7 protein-coding genes and 2 pseudogenes are annotated in these 15,479 nt (G+C 62.7%); 6 read left to right on the top strand and 3 right to left on the bottom strand.

Going from position 1 to position 15,479, the window contains the following annotated elements; translation table 11 throughout:
- Positions 1-76 precede the first annotated feature (76 nt).
- From V1633_RS37155 to V1633_RS16695, 6 genes and pseudogenes are all read left to right on the top strand, one after another.
- Positions 77-1,646: pseudogene (locus tag V1633_RS37155) on the top strand (ISL3 family transposase).
- Positions 1,647-1,925: 279 nt separating this feature from the next.
- Positions 1,926-2,459, top strand: coding sequence for a prepilin peptidase (locus V1633_RS16705; protein ID WP_331215261.1), 534 nt, complete (start codon positions 1,926-1,928; stop codon positions 2,457-2,459).
- A gap of 527 nt (positions 2,460-2,986) precedes the next feature.
- Positions 2,987-3,172, top strand: a complete 186-nt coding sequence (locus V1633_RS36990; RefSeq protein WP_407952035.1) for a DNA cytosine methyltransferase — start codon at positions 2,987-2,989, stop codon at positions 3,170-3,172.
- Positions 3,144-3,368, top strand: a pseudogene (locus V1633_RS36985) (DNA cytosine methyltransferase); the annotation flags it as partial. The gene V1633_RS36990 and the pseudogene V1633_RS36985, both read left to right, overlap by 29 nt.
- Before the next feature lie 28 nt (positions 3,369-3,396).
- Positions 3,397-5,313, top strand: coding sequence for an ATP-binding protein (locus V1633_RS16700; protein WP_331215260.1), 1,917 nt, complete (start codon positions 3,397-3,399; stop codon positions 5,311-5,313).
- A 10-nt stretch (positions 5,314-5,323) separates the two neighbouring features.
- Positions 5,324-7,297 carry a Druantia anti-phage system protein DruA gene (locus V1633_RS16695; protein ID WP_331215259.1) on the top strand — a complete coding sequence of 658 codons (1,974 nt, stop codon included), beginning with the start codon at positions 5,324-5,326 and terminating at the stop codon, positions 7,295-7,297.
- A 4-nt stretch (positions 7,298-7,301) separates the two neighbouring features.
- On the opposite strand, the gene V1633_RS16690 is transcribed toward V1633_RS16695, so the two are convergent.
- Genes V1633_RS16690 through V1633_RS16680 form a run of 3 tightly spaced genes read right to left on the bottom strand, consistent with a single transcriptional unit; the run spans position 7,302 to position 15,153 of the window.
- Positions 7,302-11,993, bottom strand: a complete 4,692-nt coding sequence (locus V1633_RS16690) for an ATP-binding protein (protein ID WP_331215258.1) — start codon at positions 11,991-11,993, stop codon at positions 7,302-7,304.
- Positions 11,990-13,498: a hypothetical protein gene (locus V1633_RS16685; protein WP_331215257.1), complete on the bottom strand. Its 1,509-nt coding sequence runs from the start codon at positions 13,496-13,498 to the stop codon at positions 11,990-11,992. Before V1633_RS16685 ends, V1633_RS16690 begins: the two co-directional genes overlap by 4 nt.
- Positions 13,495-15,153: a hypothetical protein gene (locus V1633_RS16680; RefSeq protein WP_331215256.1), complete on the bottom strand. Its 1,659-nt coding sequence runs from the start codon at positions 15,151-15,153 to the stop codon at positions 13,495-13,497. The genes V1633_RS16685 and V1633_RS16680 overlap by 4 nt, the downstream gene beginning before the upstream one ends.
- Positions 15,154-15,479 lie beyond the last annotated feature (326 nt).

Here is a 15,479-nt window from a genome sequence, read left to right as displayed (position 1 = left end):
TCAGCTCCGCCTGAAAACTGGCTCTGGCACACATTTTGTGAGTCGCGCTCGTCGGTAGTTCGGGTTGGGTGCCGGGATGGAGATCATTCCGGCGTTGCTGCCGCACCTGGCGGGCCTGCGGTTGGAAGCGGTGGTGGTCCGGGGCGTCGGGGTCAGGATCGATGCGGCGACACAGACTGTGCGGGCCCGGTGTGGCACCTGCAGCACCTGGTCGACCACAAGGCATGGTCGCTATGTGCGGCGGCTGGCCGATGTCAGGTTAGGTGGTCACGAGGTGCTGGTCGCGTTGACGGTCCGCCGATTCACCTGCGTGAACACCGAATGCGGGCGGCGGACCTTCGTTGAGCAGGTCCCCGGCCTGACTCGTCGGCATGCCCGTCACACCGTCGTGGCGGCCGGTGACCTGGAGGCCGTCGCGGTGGCGTTGGGCGGTCGACCGGGCAGCAGATTGGCGCAGCGGTTGGCGGTGTCGGTCTCCCGCTCGACATTGATCCGGATGATCCGCCGTATGCCCGACCCGCCGCCGGTGACACCGACGGTGCTGGGCGTGGACGACTTTGCCCGACGCCGTGGGCACCGCTACGCGACCGTGCTGCTCGACATGCATACCCGCCGGCCGATCGACGTTCTGCCCGACCGCACCGCCGACACCCTCGCCGCCTGGCTGCACGACCATCCCGGTGTTCAGATCATCTACCGCGACCGAGGCGGCAGCTATGCCGACGGCGCCCGCAAGGGAGCACCTGACGCGATCCAGGTCGCCGACCGGTGGCACCTGCTGAAGAACCTCAGCGACACCGTCGAGAAAATTATCCGCGGGCACCGCCGCTGCCTACGCACCCACATCGAACCAACATCTGCCCTGGTCACGCCGGCGCACGAGCCGGGCGAGGCGGGGCGTCGGGCGGCGAACACCCGCCAACGCCACGCGGCCGTGCACGCCCTACGAGCCGAAGGACTGTCGATCAGCGCGACCGCCCGCCGCCTCGACATGAACGTCAGAACCGCCCGTAAGTACGCCCATGCCGCCACCGCCGAGGCGTTGATCGGCCCGAATGCCAGCAGCAGACCCAGCATCCTCGCCCCGTTCCACTCCTACCTGCGGCAACGCCTTACCGACGGCATCCACCAGACCGCTAACCTGCACGCCGAGATCCTGGCCCGCGGCTACCAAGGCAGCTTGCGGGTGCTGCGGGACTGGCTCACCATCAACCGCGCCCGGCCTGCCCCTGCGACCGCAGTCCGGGTGCCGTCGGCCCGACGGATCACCGCCTGGATCATGCGACCCGGCCACAAACTCACCGACGACGAACACGTCGATCTCGCCGACGCCCGCCGCCGCTGCCCGGACCTCGACACCGTCGCCGGCCTCGCCCGCGGGTTCGCCGCGCTGGTCCGCCACCAAGGCACCGGGCAGCACCTCGCACGCCTGGATCGACCGAGCCCGCCACGCCGGATACCCCGAGATCCGCGGCTTCGCCGCCGGTCTTGTCAGCGACCGCGACGCCGTCGTCGCCGGCCTCGCCCAACCTTGGAGTTCAGGTCCGGTCGAGGGCCAGGTCAACCGCATCAAGACGATCAAGCGACAGATGTACGGCCGAGCGAACCTCGACCCCCTCCGCAAACGCGTCCTGACCACACCGTGAACCGCCACCAAGATCAATCACAGGATCTATGCCAGAGCCAAAGTTCAGCCGGCGTTGACAGTCTCCGGGTACCACTTGAACGCCGGAGAGGGGTGACACCATCACGGCCCGTCCCCGGCCGCGAAGATTTCGTACTCGGCTGCGTGTCAATGCCGGCCGTCCTTCCGCCCCGGGCTGCCTGCCATCACTGCCAGACGACCTTCCCGCCGGGAGCGCGTGGCTGGGTCAGCCTCGGCAGCCGCTGCGGGTACCTGCGGACAACCTCTCGGCCCCGCATGGTTGCTGCTCACCAAATCCTTCGCAGCCACTCCGATCACGCTGGCCTGGCGGCTTGCACCGACGGCCGCGAAGGGCCTGGCCCTGACGACGGTGTGGCTGCTGGTACCCGGTGCCGGGCTTTCGCTGGCCGGCACCGACGTAGCTGTACGTCGGCTGCCCAATCCGGTGGTGCTCACCCCTGCCGCCGCCCTGGTTGGGATCGTCGCAGTGGCCGCCGCAGTGTCCCGCCAACCCTGGGCTCTGGGCATATCCCTCGCCGACGGGGTGCTGCTGGCAGGTGCGTACCTGCTACTCGCGGTGATCGGCGGCAGGGTGGGGATAGGTGATGTCCGCCTTGCCGGGCTACTCGGCCTCGCTCTCGGAACCGTTGGCTGGGCTGCGGTGCTTCTTGGCGCGGCGCAGCCGTATCTCCTCGCCATCCCGAACGCTGCCACTGGGTTGCGATGTGCCCGCAACCCAGCGGAGCGGCAGCTTCCGTTCGGGCCGTACCTCGTCGCCGGAGCACTCCTGGCAGCAAGTGTGTTCGGCGCATAGCGCCGGGACGACCATCTTCAGCTCCTCCGAGCATGCTCGAAGGCCTCCGAGTTGCCAAAAGAACCTCAGTCGAGCATCTGACGTGTGTCGCGGCGTATCCGGCCAGGGGCCAACCGCGTGGGCGAGTTGAATTCCTGCGGGATGGCCTGTTGGATGTGAGCGGCCAACGCTGGAGATGGCCATGCGGAGACTTCAGAATCACCGTGGCGGCTGTAGGGCAGCGGGGATGGTAATGAACAAACGTTCTAATGGTTCAGAGCATGCGGAAAGCACCGCCGAGCCTCTGACCAGCATAGGATTGTTCACCAGAGCCGGAGGGCTCGCCGAGGGTCTGCATCGCGCCGGCTACCGCCACCGTTTAGCCGTCGAGTTTTACCAACGGGCCTGTGAATCCCTGAGGAACAACCGCGTCAAGGACTGCCCTGACCTGGTTCGCGGCGGCGCGCGCGATACCAGCGACAGACGCCAAATGGCCCCTAATTGAGGGGAAGGTCCAAGATATCGATTTTGCCCCTTTTTAGAGGAAGGTGGACGTGCTTGCCGGGGATGTCCCTTGTCAGCCTTGGAGTATCGCAGGCAAGGGGCAGGACATTGAGGAGAAGATCGGGGGCGAGCGTGACCTCCGGCCCGAGATGTTCCGCGTCACTCACCAGGTGCGGCCCCAAGGTCGTCATTGCCGAAAACGTGGTGGGGCTAACACGCCCATCATTTAGGGACTACTACGACTACATCCTCGACGGCTTGCGCCTGCCCCATGAGGTCCGCAAGCCCGACGAGGATTGGCGACAGCATCATCAGCGCCTGAAGAAGCGACTAGATGACGGTGACGTGCCGGACGACGAGCGCTGCGTGGTCCGGGCCGCGAGCCTGAACGCTGCTGACTTCGGTGTTCCGCAAATCAGGAGACGGCTGTTCATTGTCGCCTACCGGGCCGCCCTTGGCATCGACGGCTGGAATCCCCCACTCCGTCGCACACCCGCCGGTAGGCGTACAGCAGAAGCGCCACGTCCTCACCTACCGGGGGCGCAGCGAGGATCAGCGAGGCGACAAGCTCTTTGCGATTTGTTCGTTCGCCCGTCTCCTCAGCGAGCGTTACGAGATCGTCAAGTCGATCGCTGATCGGAGCTGGCAACGAAAGGCCGATGCGCTTCTCGGGGCATTCAGGGAGTGGCGTATCGGCGCTGATTCGTCGCCGCGTGGTCATGTACCTGCTCCGGACACCGAGGTAGTCTATCGCCAAGACGCGCGTCTAAAACATATCTATCGCATTTCACGTGGCAATATACGATCACGCATCCGGCGAATGGGCCGGCAGGAGGTGGCGTTACTGATGGCGACGCAGGTCGACAGCGGTCCAGTCGTTCGGCCTCGGCTCGTGAACCCCGCCAACTTCCTCTTCGCAACCCGCGACACTGGGTACAAGACGACCGGACTGGCGATCGCGGAGCTGATCGATAACTCCCTACAGGCTGGAGCGCGGAAGGTCGCGGTTGAGGTTGCTGCCGCGCGGAGCCCCGACCGGCAAATTGAGATCATGGTCGTCGACGACGGCGTGGGCATGGACGCTGAGACACTCGCGGAGGCGCTGACCTTCGGCGGAACGAGCCGGTTCAACGACCGGAGGTCGCTGGGGCGCTACGGCATGGGGTTGCCGAACGGTGCGCTCAGCCGAAGCCGGCGCGTTGAGGTCTACACCTGGCGACTTGGTGTCGGTGTCCTTCGGTCGAGGCTAGACATCGACGAACTGGTGCACGCCGGTGATGCTGCGCTGCCTCCTGTCGAGCACATCGACCGGCCGGCGTTTGTACCCAACACCGACTCCGGTACAGTGGTGCGGCTGACGCGCTGCGACAGGGTGGAATACAAACGTTCTTCTGCGCTCGTCCGGAGGCTCAAGGACGATCTAGGGCGAATCTACCGACACTTCCTTGCCGACGGCGTCAGTCTTCAGGTGAACGGGCAACCTGTGGTAGCAAACGATCCTCTGTGTCTGCAACCTGGGTCAAAAATCACCGGCGGTAGACAGTTTGGCGACGATCTCCTGTACGAGATCCCGGCAGGTTCCATGACCGGCACGATATCGGTTACTTTCAGTGAACTTCCGATCGATCGCTGGCACGGGTTGTCGACGGAGGAGAAGCGGACAATGGGCGTTACGGCTGGCCCGCCGGTCTCTATCATCCGCGCGGGCCGCGAAATCGATCGCGGGTGGTTCTTCATGGGCGGTAAACGTCGCGAGAACTACGATGACTGGTGGCGGTGCGAGATCAGGTTCGACCCAGTCCTCGACGAACTTTTTGGGATCACCCATGCCAAGCAGGCGATCTCACCGCGACCAGAACTGTTGGAAATTATCTCACCGGATCTGGAGACGATCGCTCGTGCGCTAAACGGTCGCGCCCGAAACCAATTCATGCTCGTGAAGGCCGCAGAGCCGTTGAGCGCGGCGGAGCGGCAGGCTGCACGTGCTGAGGCCTCACTGCCGTCCTTGCCGCGCGGGCGCCGGCCCATCCCCGACGAACTCAAGGACTTGGTGGATGGCCTGAGCCGGCACGACGCGCCGTACCAGATTGCAGCCGCGGAACTGCCCACGATGGGCGCATTTGAGGTCGTCGTGCGAGATCGGCAGATCATCGTGTTACTCAACACGAAGCATCCCTGGTATCGGGATCTGTATGGTCCGCTCGCGATGAGTGAGCTAGGCAGAGACCACGACCTTGCTCGTCAAGTTGCTCTCACACTTCTGGCCTCCGCCCGCGCTGAGGCAACGCTGCGGCGAGGCGCCGAGCGGGGGCATGCACAGACGCTGCGCCAGATGTGGGCCGACGTCCTCGCCACCTTCATGAATGCCTAGCATGATCGAGATGTGGTACTCGCTCCCCTGCCCACCAGAGTGTCAACCCGCTGAGCGGCGGGCGTTTGCGGCGCTTGGTCGCGCGCTGGCAACCGATGACGCTTCGGCACGTCAGGCCGCACGAGCACGTTGCCTCGCGAAGGACAACGCCGCGCTCACAGCCGCCACCCACGTTCTGCTTGATCTTGCTGGTCAAGGGTGGAACGTGCGGGTCGATGACCACGAGGTGGCCATCGCTCCGCCGCTTGGAGTCGCCGATCCCGTCGAGGAGAAGAGTCGAGTAAGGCGACAGGAGCTCATCAAACGAGATGAGCAGCTGTCCATCCCGTCGGTGCGTCGTTTCATCGCCGCCATGGAGAAGCCGCGGGAGTTCGAGGGTAAGTTCGTATCGATCTTCAGCCTCATGAGAGATGGCAAGGAACTCTCGACGGCTCTTCAGGCTCTCGAGATCGACGGCGACGCGGATCTGGCCCGGTTGCGTGGAGTGATCGACCCATACGTACAGGTAGTGTCCAGTAGTGAGCGCTGCATGCAGACTGGGCTCAGGCTCATGGACATTTGGCGGTACTTTCGTCATACCTGGTCTAATCAGTACACGAGCACTCCCGGGCGTACCATGATGATTCTAATTCGAGACCGTGCAGCCCCATTCCACCCGGTAATCGGGATCGCCGCACTTGGCAGCGCTGTCGTACAACTAGCGGAACGCGATGACTGGATCGGTTGGCAACCGGCAGTGTTCCTTGAAAACCTGCGCGCCGCCCCGACTCTGCGGATGGCTCGGTGGATCACCGCCCGACTGCAGACAGCGTTGGAAGAACTGCATGTCGATGACTTGATTAAAGACGGCTTGTACTGGCCATCGCTGTGGGAAAATCCCACCACGGATGCAATCGAGCGATTGCTGAAGGAGGCAGAAACTCGCCGCCGAGATCATCACCGGTTCGTCAAGGCAACGGACTTCAAAAGGGTTCACGACGCCGACGATGTCCAAAGCTGGCGTCGACGTGCCGAATCCGACCTCTTCCGCAGTAAGCGTTGCTTGGCACTGGCCGATCTTCTCAGCGCTCGACAAGCGCTCGCGCCCTACCTATACCCGAAGGCAAGCCGCACCGGACTCTCCGGCGCGCTCGACAGCCCGAAGGCCCGGCGGGCGATCATGTCCGTACTGCGTCGAGCGAAAGCTGATGCAGTAGGAACCGAGATTGCTGATCTCACCGTATGCGGCGCTGTCGCTCCCTATAATGCGCTGCTTGGGGGCAAGCTCGTGAGCATGCTGGCGGTCAGCCCAACGGTCGTTAGGGCCTACCACCGGCGCTATTCGACCTATGCCAGTGAGATCGCGTCATCGATGGCAGGTCGACCGATCCGTCGGCGGTCAAACCTGGTTTTCGTCGGAACGACCTCGCTCTACGGCTCGGGCGCCAGCCAGTACAACCGGATCCGGATCCCGCCCGAGGTTCTCGGCGGGCTCTCTCCTATCGAGTTCCGCCAGCTCGGCCGGTCGAAGTCGTTCGGCACGTCGCACCTATCGGCGGAATCGGTGCGAGCGTTGGTGCGTCTTGCGGAGCAGACGGCACGCGGCGCGCGGGTCAACAGCATCTTCGGCGAAGGGGTGAACCCGAAGTTCCGCAAGGTTCGTCACGGCTTCGACCTCCTGCAGTGGCCGTCGGACACCCTGCTGCAGCATGGGCGTCAACGCATCATCTACGGCATCAGCTTGGTGGACAACCTTCTGCCCTACCTGCTTGGTAGCGACGCCGAGCCGAGCTACAAGTTCCACCGTCGTAAGAGCACCGCAGACGTGGACGCCATTTCCGCATGGTGGATGCGTCGGTGGTGCCACCCACGTAGCAAGTCGCCGGCGGTGCTGGAGGCGGTCACGGCGCACCGCCTAACCAGACCGGTCAGGCACGGTGCGCGCGTCACACTGCCCGATCTGCCAATGGCCGCCGGTGAACATGAGCAGTTGGAGCTGTACTGACTGCCTAGAAGAGGCGATCGTGTGGCACCGGGTCAACATCGATGATGCGCTCGTAGTAGGGACGAACTGAGGTTCGTGTGTATGCCGTCTGGTGGGCGTTCTGCACAAAGCAGGTAAGGGGAGCCATCGTTCTCACTGCTTCGGCCAAGCGTTCGGCTTCAGGGCCGCTGGTCTTTCCGACCAGGGCTTTCTGGACCGCACGAACCTGGTCGACCTGGGTCTGGCTGAAAAACAGTCTCGTCGCCGTAGCGCCGGACACTGCATCGGGCAGATCCTTCGGGTACTGCGTGGCAATGACGACACCCGCGCCGAACGCCCGACCCTCTCGCATGAGAGGTTCCAGGAAGGGTGATTGGACGAGGCGCCACGCCTCGTCCAGCACGACAAGCCGCTTCAGCACCCGCGGCTGTGGCCGTCGGATGAGCTGGTTGTAGAGGGCCATCAACAGGAACTCGGCCACCGCATTCTTGACCTCCTCGCCGGGCAGTTGGCTGAGGCGGACCACGGAACGCCCGTCGAGCAGCTGCTCGAGCGTAGAGCCGTCTCCGTCGCCGGCGAACAACCCAAGATCAAAGATGGGCGACAGGCGCCCGATGAGCGCATCATGGCCTTCACGTTCGAGCACCTCACGGATGGCGTCAAAGGGTAGATATGTCTGGTCCGACGCTGGTGTGAAGGCTCTACCGTCGAGCCCCAGGATCGTATAGGTCTCTTTCATTGCTTCGCGCAGGTGGTATGCCTGCTGGTCCCCAAGGCGATAGATCCGCTTAAGGATGCCGACGAGTTGATGCACGTGCGACATCGGGTTTGCCCGGCCTGAGGTGGGATCGGTCGGCGGTACCAACGGGTTGAAGGGCAGCCCCCCAATACTGGCGTCGAACATGGACAGTTGCTCGGTACGCGTGTACTCCGCGCCCGCGTAGTCATCTTTGAAGTCGAGAATCAGGGCTGGCAGACCGTTCGGCGCCGCCATGAGTTCGCGCAGGATCGCTTTGGTGGCTTGAGTCTTGCCACTGCCGGTCTCCCCAGTGATTGCAATATGGCCGTTGGCCAGCGGACGGTCGGGACGCTGCGGGTCGTACCAGACGTCAACCGGCCTGCCGTACTGCCCGGCAGCTTCACCAAGAAGCGCGCGCGGCCGGTCAGCCGACGACGAGGCTGCTGCTGAGGTCTCAAGGGCTGCGACTCTGCTAGACGACGACCTAGCAAGGGTCGTTTCGGCGGGAGCAGAGACTGATCGCCCTACTTCAGAAGGTGTAGGGCTGTCTGGTTCCGCCCTTGGTGGCGTCTCTTGTTCCGGCGGACTGGGCACTCCACGTATGGGCGGGACGGCCTGCTGCAGCGCGCCTACGCCGGATTCGTTCAGTTGCGTCACGGTGAGCGGGAAAGTGTGACCGTTGGTGGCCTGGGCGCTCACACGCCTGGGCGGTCGTAGCGACTCCGTGTCCACACCGATGGAGACCTCGACGAGATGCAGCTCGATGGTGAAGGGCACCTCGCCTTCGAACAGCCGTTGCGAGGCACTTGCCCAGGCCCGTCGTTCGTCGGTGTCGTGGCCGCGTTTCGCGAGTTCGCGATACACGTGCGTTCGAAGGATCTCCCGGCGAGCTGGCGTCGTGATAAGCTCATCTGCCCGGTCGGGATCGAACACGTCACGAAGCAGCATGCCGGTGGACAGGGCCTGATTGACTGCCGGCCCCGTGGCGGTGTCACCATCAATATGAAACTCAGCCGAGGTGTCCTGCATCGTCTTCACCTCAAAGACGGTGATAATGCACCCTTCTTCGCTGTACTCGATCCCGAGCAGGTCGGCCCTTCGGGCGTCTTCGTGCAGGTGCAACCACCTACGGGCCATATCATCATCGAGGCTGACTAGAAGACGCCTGCGATCCGCGGGCCGGTTCTTCTTATACCACCGCGCCACGATGAGCGTTCCAAGCAAACCCTTGGTTCGGTTTTGATCAACTTGGCGCTCGAGGTCAGTAGTGAGTGTCAAGGCACCAACGTCGAGAAGTTCTGTTAGCTCCTGCAGGAGTTCGTCAAGGTCAGCGTCACTGACGGCAGTGTTGTACTGACGGACAACCTCGCGCAGCGCTCGCCGAAACGGGTCGGTGGCGTCGGCGAATGCAACTACCTCACGGGTGCGATCGCGACCGCTGAAGACCTGAAGCTTCCCGAGCATGAGGTCTCGGTCGACGTGCCGATCGGCCAGGACGAACCACGGTGCCGTTGCCGCTACAGCCTTGAGGCGTTCCCGCACGTCGCCATCCTGTCGCATGGCGAGGCGTGACGCGGGTGCCTGCTTGGCAATCAGTTGGGCAACCGTGAAATAGGCGGCGAAGGGCCCGCCTGGCGCGGGTTCCAGGTCCACAGTCTTGGCAAATACGCGGTACTTAAGTCGCTGAGGCATCGCGAGGGGCTGGACCGGCTGTTCTATGAAGCTGAGCGCATCCTGCATACCTGCCGATTGGTCGAATGCCACCAGGACGTGTGCAAGCATGCCTCCCGGTGGCTTCACCGTGTCGGCCGGCAGTGCGCGCACTTCGAAACTGAAGCGCCGATCCTCTGTGGTTGCGTGGAAGAGTTGCGCTACCCGCGCCTCGTCGTCGTCATCAAGTTCGAGCGACTGGATTCCAGCGTTGCGGCCCTTGTAGAGCACGGTTAGGTGAGCGCCCTGGATCTTCTCGCTGTACGCCAGGTCGGTCAACAGCTTCAGATACGGCCCTGGGCCGGGCGGGTCCAGCAACGCCAGGCGGAGCCCGTGGCGCGCTGGAGGGTGTGCTTCAAGGAACGCCTCGACGATGCGACGAATCTGCGCATAGCCGTCTTGCCCCACGCTTCGTTCTTGCTTAACCGCGAAGTACGGAAGATGCCCGATATCGCTAACGTGAGGCAGAACCTGTGGCGTATCAGGCGTCAGATCTGGGAGGCAGAGACTGGTCAGAAAGTTAGGTAGCTTTCCCGCCGAGTCCCTCACCAACTGGAGGTCGCGTGCGCTAAGCCGATCACGTTGAGCGACAACGATGCGCGCGAATTCAGAGTACCGCCACAGGTACAAGGGATGCAGGGGCGTGAGCATCGCGATCGTAGTCAGGCCAGACCCAAAGGCAATGGTGTCGAGCTTCAAGATCTGGGAGATGACCTGATTGACATCTTGGGTGTACTCCGCAAACAGCTTCCCGTACGTGTTGCCGATGCACGTTAATAGGTCGTGATACCGCTCGACGTAGTCGCAGATCACAACCCTTGAATTCCGTGCCGCGGCCACCGCAAGGGGCTCGACTGTCAGACGACCCGCATACCCCACGATCTTGTCTCGAGCCTTGTCGAACGACTCAAACCGCGCACGTAGTTCCCGGCCAGCGTCGTCGTCGAGGCTATCGAGGAACTCAAGGATCTGCTGGCTGGTCCACTCTGCCTTGAGGTCATCTTCACCCCGGTAGCCGCGGATTCTCTCCCAGATGTCGCCGTCGTTCCCATCGATCCAGCCCCCGTAACGACCGACGCCGACGAGCCGGGTCACGATGTCGACGACTTCGCCGGAGACCTGCCCTTGGACGATGATCCCGGAGGGAAGCTCGTCCTCCCATCGTTCCGTGCCGACGGGAGTTCCCCCGCTGTCGAGTTCGCTGACTCCTGCAGCCGACTCCACGGCGGCGTCGAGATCATCCTGAAGAGACGCGTCACCGGAAAGCAATGCGTCCGCGGCGACAGTCGAGGCCGAAACCGGCGTGTCGAGCGGCCGATTTCCGTTCCCACCATCCACGACGCCGCCCGAGGGGTGAGGGCCTTGGGTACTGGTATCTGGCGGTGTGATGGGACCAGGTACCGCGCCATGGTCTGCTGGCAGGGGCGAGGGTTGCCACCGGCGGACCGAGAAGAGATCTTCGGCGTCAGCGACAGTGAGCTGATCCGCCGACTCGCCGCGGCGCAGTTGCCGAAGGAGGCGAAGACTGCGCCGAAGAGCCGCGCGTCGGTTCGGATCAGCCTCTTTAGCGATGTTCTCGGCGATTGCGCGCCGGTCCTTTTCCGTCAGCGTCTGGAGCCGACCGACCAGATCGCGGTTCCTCTGAATGCGATTGGCGACCGCCCGGTCGCTCGCGTCGTCAAACAGCTTCGGGTCTGCCAGCAGGCCCAAGCGCGGAAGTTCCCTGCTCGACTTCAGTTTGAACTCCATCGCCTGGTCAGGCCCGTCTGGCAATGAGGTGTAGTAGTCGAGAAGTTGCCCGAAAGAGATGTTCCGGTCGCCGCCGAGCCGTTTCCACCAACTGATGAGTACATCGTTGGCGCCAGCGAGCTGCTGCTGTGCTTGCCTGATAAGTAGACCCTTGAGCTCGACCGGGCCGATGGGAGCGAAGTCTTGCAGCGATGAAAGCCGTGCCTGATCTCCGGCCGCGATCACCACGATCGTCGCCTCAAGGCTTCTGTCATTACGCCACTGCTCGGCTTGCTGGACGCTATTGGTGAACTTATCTGCCGGCATGCCAACCTCGGCCGCCAGGGCCAGAGCATCGCTCGACAGCAACGCAACCCGCAAGTCGGACCTGTCTAGGATCCCGCTCAGCCGGGCTAGCACAGTGCGTGCGTCGAAATGCGGTATGTCCCGAACAAGGACGCCAACCGATCCGTACAGCTCAACCACCTTACGGCACAGCAGCTCGCTGACTAGCTGTTCCCGAGGGTCGATCGTCGTCATAGCAGCGCCAAACTCTTTGGGTCGGTAGTGATGACGGTCTGCCCGTCGGCGAACGCCTTCGCGTAGCCAGCCTCAAGCATTGCCCTGCGCAATGCCTCGACGTTGAGTCGCAACTCCTCCTCGCTTACGGAAGTTGGCGTCCCGAATGGCTTCTGTGCCAGGTTATTGCATCGCACGATCTGGTCATCGGAGCGCTGTCCGACCACGATTCCATAGTTCGTGCGAATTTCGTCGAGAAACTCCGGAAAGTCGAGCGGCCTCTCTGGATCGACAGTGGCCGCAACGAGCGTTTCGAGGAATTCGGCATTGATCCCATAGCGCTTTTGCTGCTTGCCGCCGCGACCGGCGACGGACCAAGGAGTGAGGTAACCAGCGCGGCGGCCAAGGTCTGCCAGGAAGCCTCGCGGATGGTTTTTCTCTTCCGCGGCAACTTGCCAGAACGCCTCGGCGATGGCTTCCAACTCGGACACCTGGTCGTCGTGACGATACGCATCGAAGCCCTGCCGGACCCGGTCCTGAACCCTGGCGGGGAGGCCTGCGATCACTTGTTCAGCCCCGAGGGCGCTGACCTGTGGCTGAAGCCGTTCTCGAATACGAAGCAGCATCAACGCCTCGATCGTGTCGCCCGCAGCCCGAAAGGATGCTCGCGATGCATTACGCAGGGATGTGCGGGAGCCATCGAACATGTCGAGCAGGATCGGGGAGCGTGGAGCGCCTTCAACAGCCTCGGAGTAACGGGAGATCAGATGGACGTGTACGGCGAAGCAGGCGAATGTCACCAGCCTTCGAAGGGAATTCAACTTCGAACCGCTGGTTCGCTCGAAACGGGCAAGACGGTCAAAGGAGCGGCGAAGGTAGGTGAGGGTAGGTGAAGCAAAAGCAGGCATGCTTGCATCATCAACGATCAAGGGAGCATAGGCGTGCCGCATTGCAGCTTCGGTTGCGGTATCAACGCCCTGCGGTTTAGCGAGCTTCGCCATCGGCATTGCCAGCATCGACCACGGGTCGTCGTCAGTTGACAGCAGTTTACGGATGTGGGTGGCGGCATCCGCTTCATGCCCAGCCGTCAGTAAACGCGCCAGAAATATGCCGCAGCGATGATCCGATGGATCACGGGTGAGGAGTGTTTCGTTGGACAGGGTGTATGAGGAGCGTGCCGCTTCGCCGAATACGGCCTTATCTGTCCCCAGCACGCCTTCGGCAAGGTTCCGCAACGTGCTAAGCGAGTCTCGATCGATGAATTCACCATCGCGACTGGTGATCGCCTCGCCGTAACGCTCAAGGATTGCGCTATTCGGATTGCGCTCGACTTTCTCACGTGTCTTCTGGTTTAGGATTGATGGCCGAAGAAATTCGGCTAGTGCGTCCGAGTCATATGCGCGTCCCATCAACGCCCTTCCGAGGCCGTTGGCTACGTGCACAGGTTTGATCGAGTTGTTGGTGGGAACAAGTCCGAACTCGGCGATGTAGAGGTCATTCAGGAAGACCTTCAGGTCCGTTGTCACAGTCGGTACCTCGCCGGATGACGTTGAATTTCGAACCTCGCTTCGATGTTCTTCTCCACGTTGCGGATTCGCACATCCACAACTTCTGTCTTGCTCGGACCCACGGAATTATGCACGCTGTCGACAAATCGTGTAATGCGCCGAGTTGCGCTCCGCGACCAACTCGTTCGCCCGAGGCCCCACCTGGCCTCGGAAAGCGTTAAGTACAACGCGCGATCGACCAAGAGGCTGGCGACCGCCACGCCGTACTCGTCTGTAGCGGTCAGGGCAAAGGTCCGGACGAGACGCTGCTCATCGGGCAACCACTCGTCGACCCACGGAGCCAGCTTGGGTGGATCTACCTCGAATCGGCCATGATGAACCTCGTGCAGGGAGAGGAACGTGCTTGGGGCCCTAACGTCGAAGCGGTGGCTTTGCCAGAGGACGAGGCGTTCGCGGTCGCTATCCGGGCAGTCCGGCTCGTAGAACCTGTTGATTGCTAGAAGCAGTTGTCGGACAACGCCTCCGCCTGCTCCGTTACCTTCCGTGACCAGCCTGTCGAAGCTGCGTTCATCGCTGGGCAAGAGGTCGAGAAGCGACCGACCGTCACGGTGCTCAAAGAAGAACCGCCGCTTGAGCGCGCGATACTCGTTATCTCGGCCATCCGCCGGCATCGGTTGTATGGCAGGTGGGCGGAGCCCGTCGATCCACTCTTCTGCCTTCGTGGTCCCCTGCCAGAGCTCTGTGTCGCGCCGGGGGTGCGTTACGGCAGCGGGGTCGAAAACCTCCCGGACGGCATCGAACAGCGGTCCGACGCCGCCTTCGAAGGCAAGCTGCGCGTAGTGGTATCGGTGCGAACCCTGGCTCGCGAGCCGGACCGCAGCCGTTGCCCCTCCGGCGATCAGGAACGCCACGAAACCGACCAACTGACGCATTGTTGCGTGGTGGCCTCGCCGTGCAACCTCCGCAAGCATCAGGGCGATCCGCTCTCGAACCTGAGGATGGCGCAATGCCTCACGGTTGACGACGGCCGGGTCTGTTGGCGACAAGCTGGTGTAAAACCGATCATCGGTTAGACGGGCAATGACCCCGAGTGTGATGGGCGCAGCAAGCACATTCCGCATGCTAAGGTCGAGGACTCGAACGGGACCCTCAACCTCCTTCACAGGCTCCCGGCCATAGGACACCGCCTGCTGCACCTGCCGAAGCGCTGCCTTGAGTGGCTCGAAGTCGACAGCCAACGGGTGGCGACGCAGTACGAAAAGCGGCCACTCATTGATAGCTAGCACCATGGCTCGACGGTCCCGGTCGCAGTCGCGCCAGTGAGTGAGGATGCTGTCATCGGACAATTCGTTGGCATCGGTAAGAACAACCGCTCCGGCCGCCTCTAACGCTGGCCTGAGTCGCTCGATGAGGTGCGTCTTTCCGTCACCGGGGTTACCCGTGATGATGATCTGATGGTGGGCGCGAGCCAGACCCAGGACATGATCGTTGAGACCGAGGTCCACATCGATCCAAGCGAGTTCTTCGGCGGTCAAGCGGTCCGCATAGCTGTTGGTGCTGCGGTACAGGCGTTCCACGAACTCACTGGTCTGAAGAGAGGCCGGCGAGCTTTCGGGGGACCCGGTGGCATCCATGCCGCCCGAAACTGGCGCACTTTCACCGCTCGGTGTCACCCAGCAACCGCCCGTTCCCGGGTGTTTGCTGAGAGGTCGGCCAACCGCTGCTGAGGCACAGGCTCATGCGGACGGGGCATCGAGGTCACCACCATAAGCTTCTCGCTGCTACAGAGGGCTGACGAACGAGGGGCCGACCGCGCAAACCACGGCCAGCACACCCCGACAGAGTAGTACCTGACACGGTATCGCCAACGTCTGACATTCGGTGCAAGCGATCTAGATGCCCTGGGATCGGTCAGCGGATTTACAGATTAGGCGTTGGAACAAGGCGATTAGAATTGATAAGGCTGGTTTTGGCAGGAAGGGTGTTTTTGCGATTTTCG

The sequence above is a fragment of the Plantactinospora sonchi genome, assembly GCF_036422035.1.
GTDB classification, from domain to species: Bacteria; Actinomycetota; Actinomycetes; order Mycobacteriales; family Micromonosporaceae; genus Plantactinospora; species Plantactinospora sonchi.
This window is presented reverse-complemented; position numbering and strand designations above follow the sequence as displayed.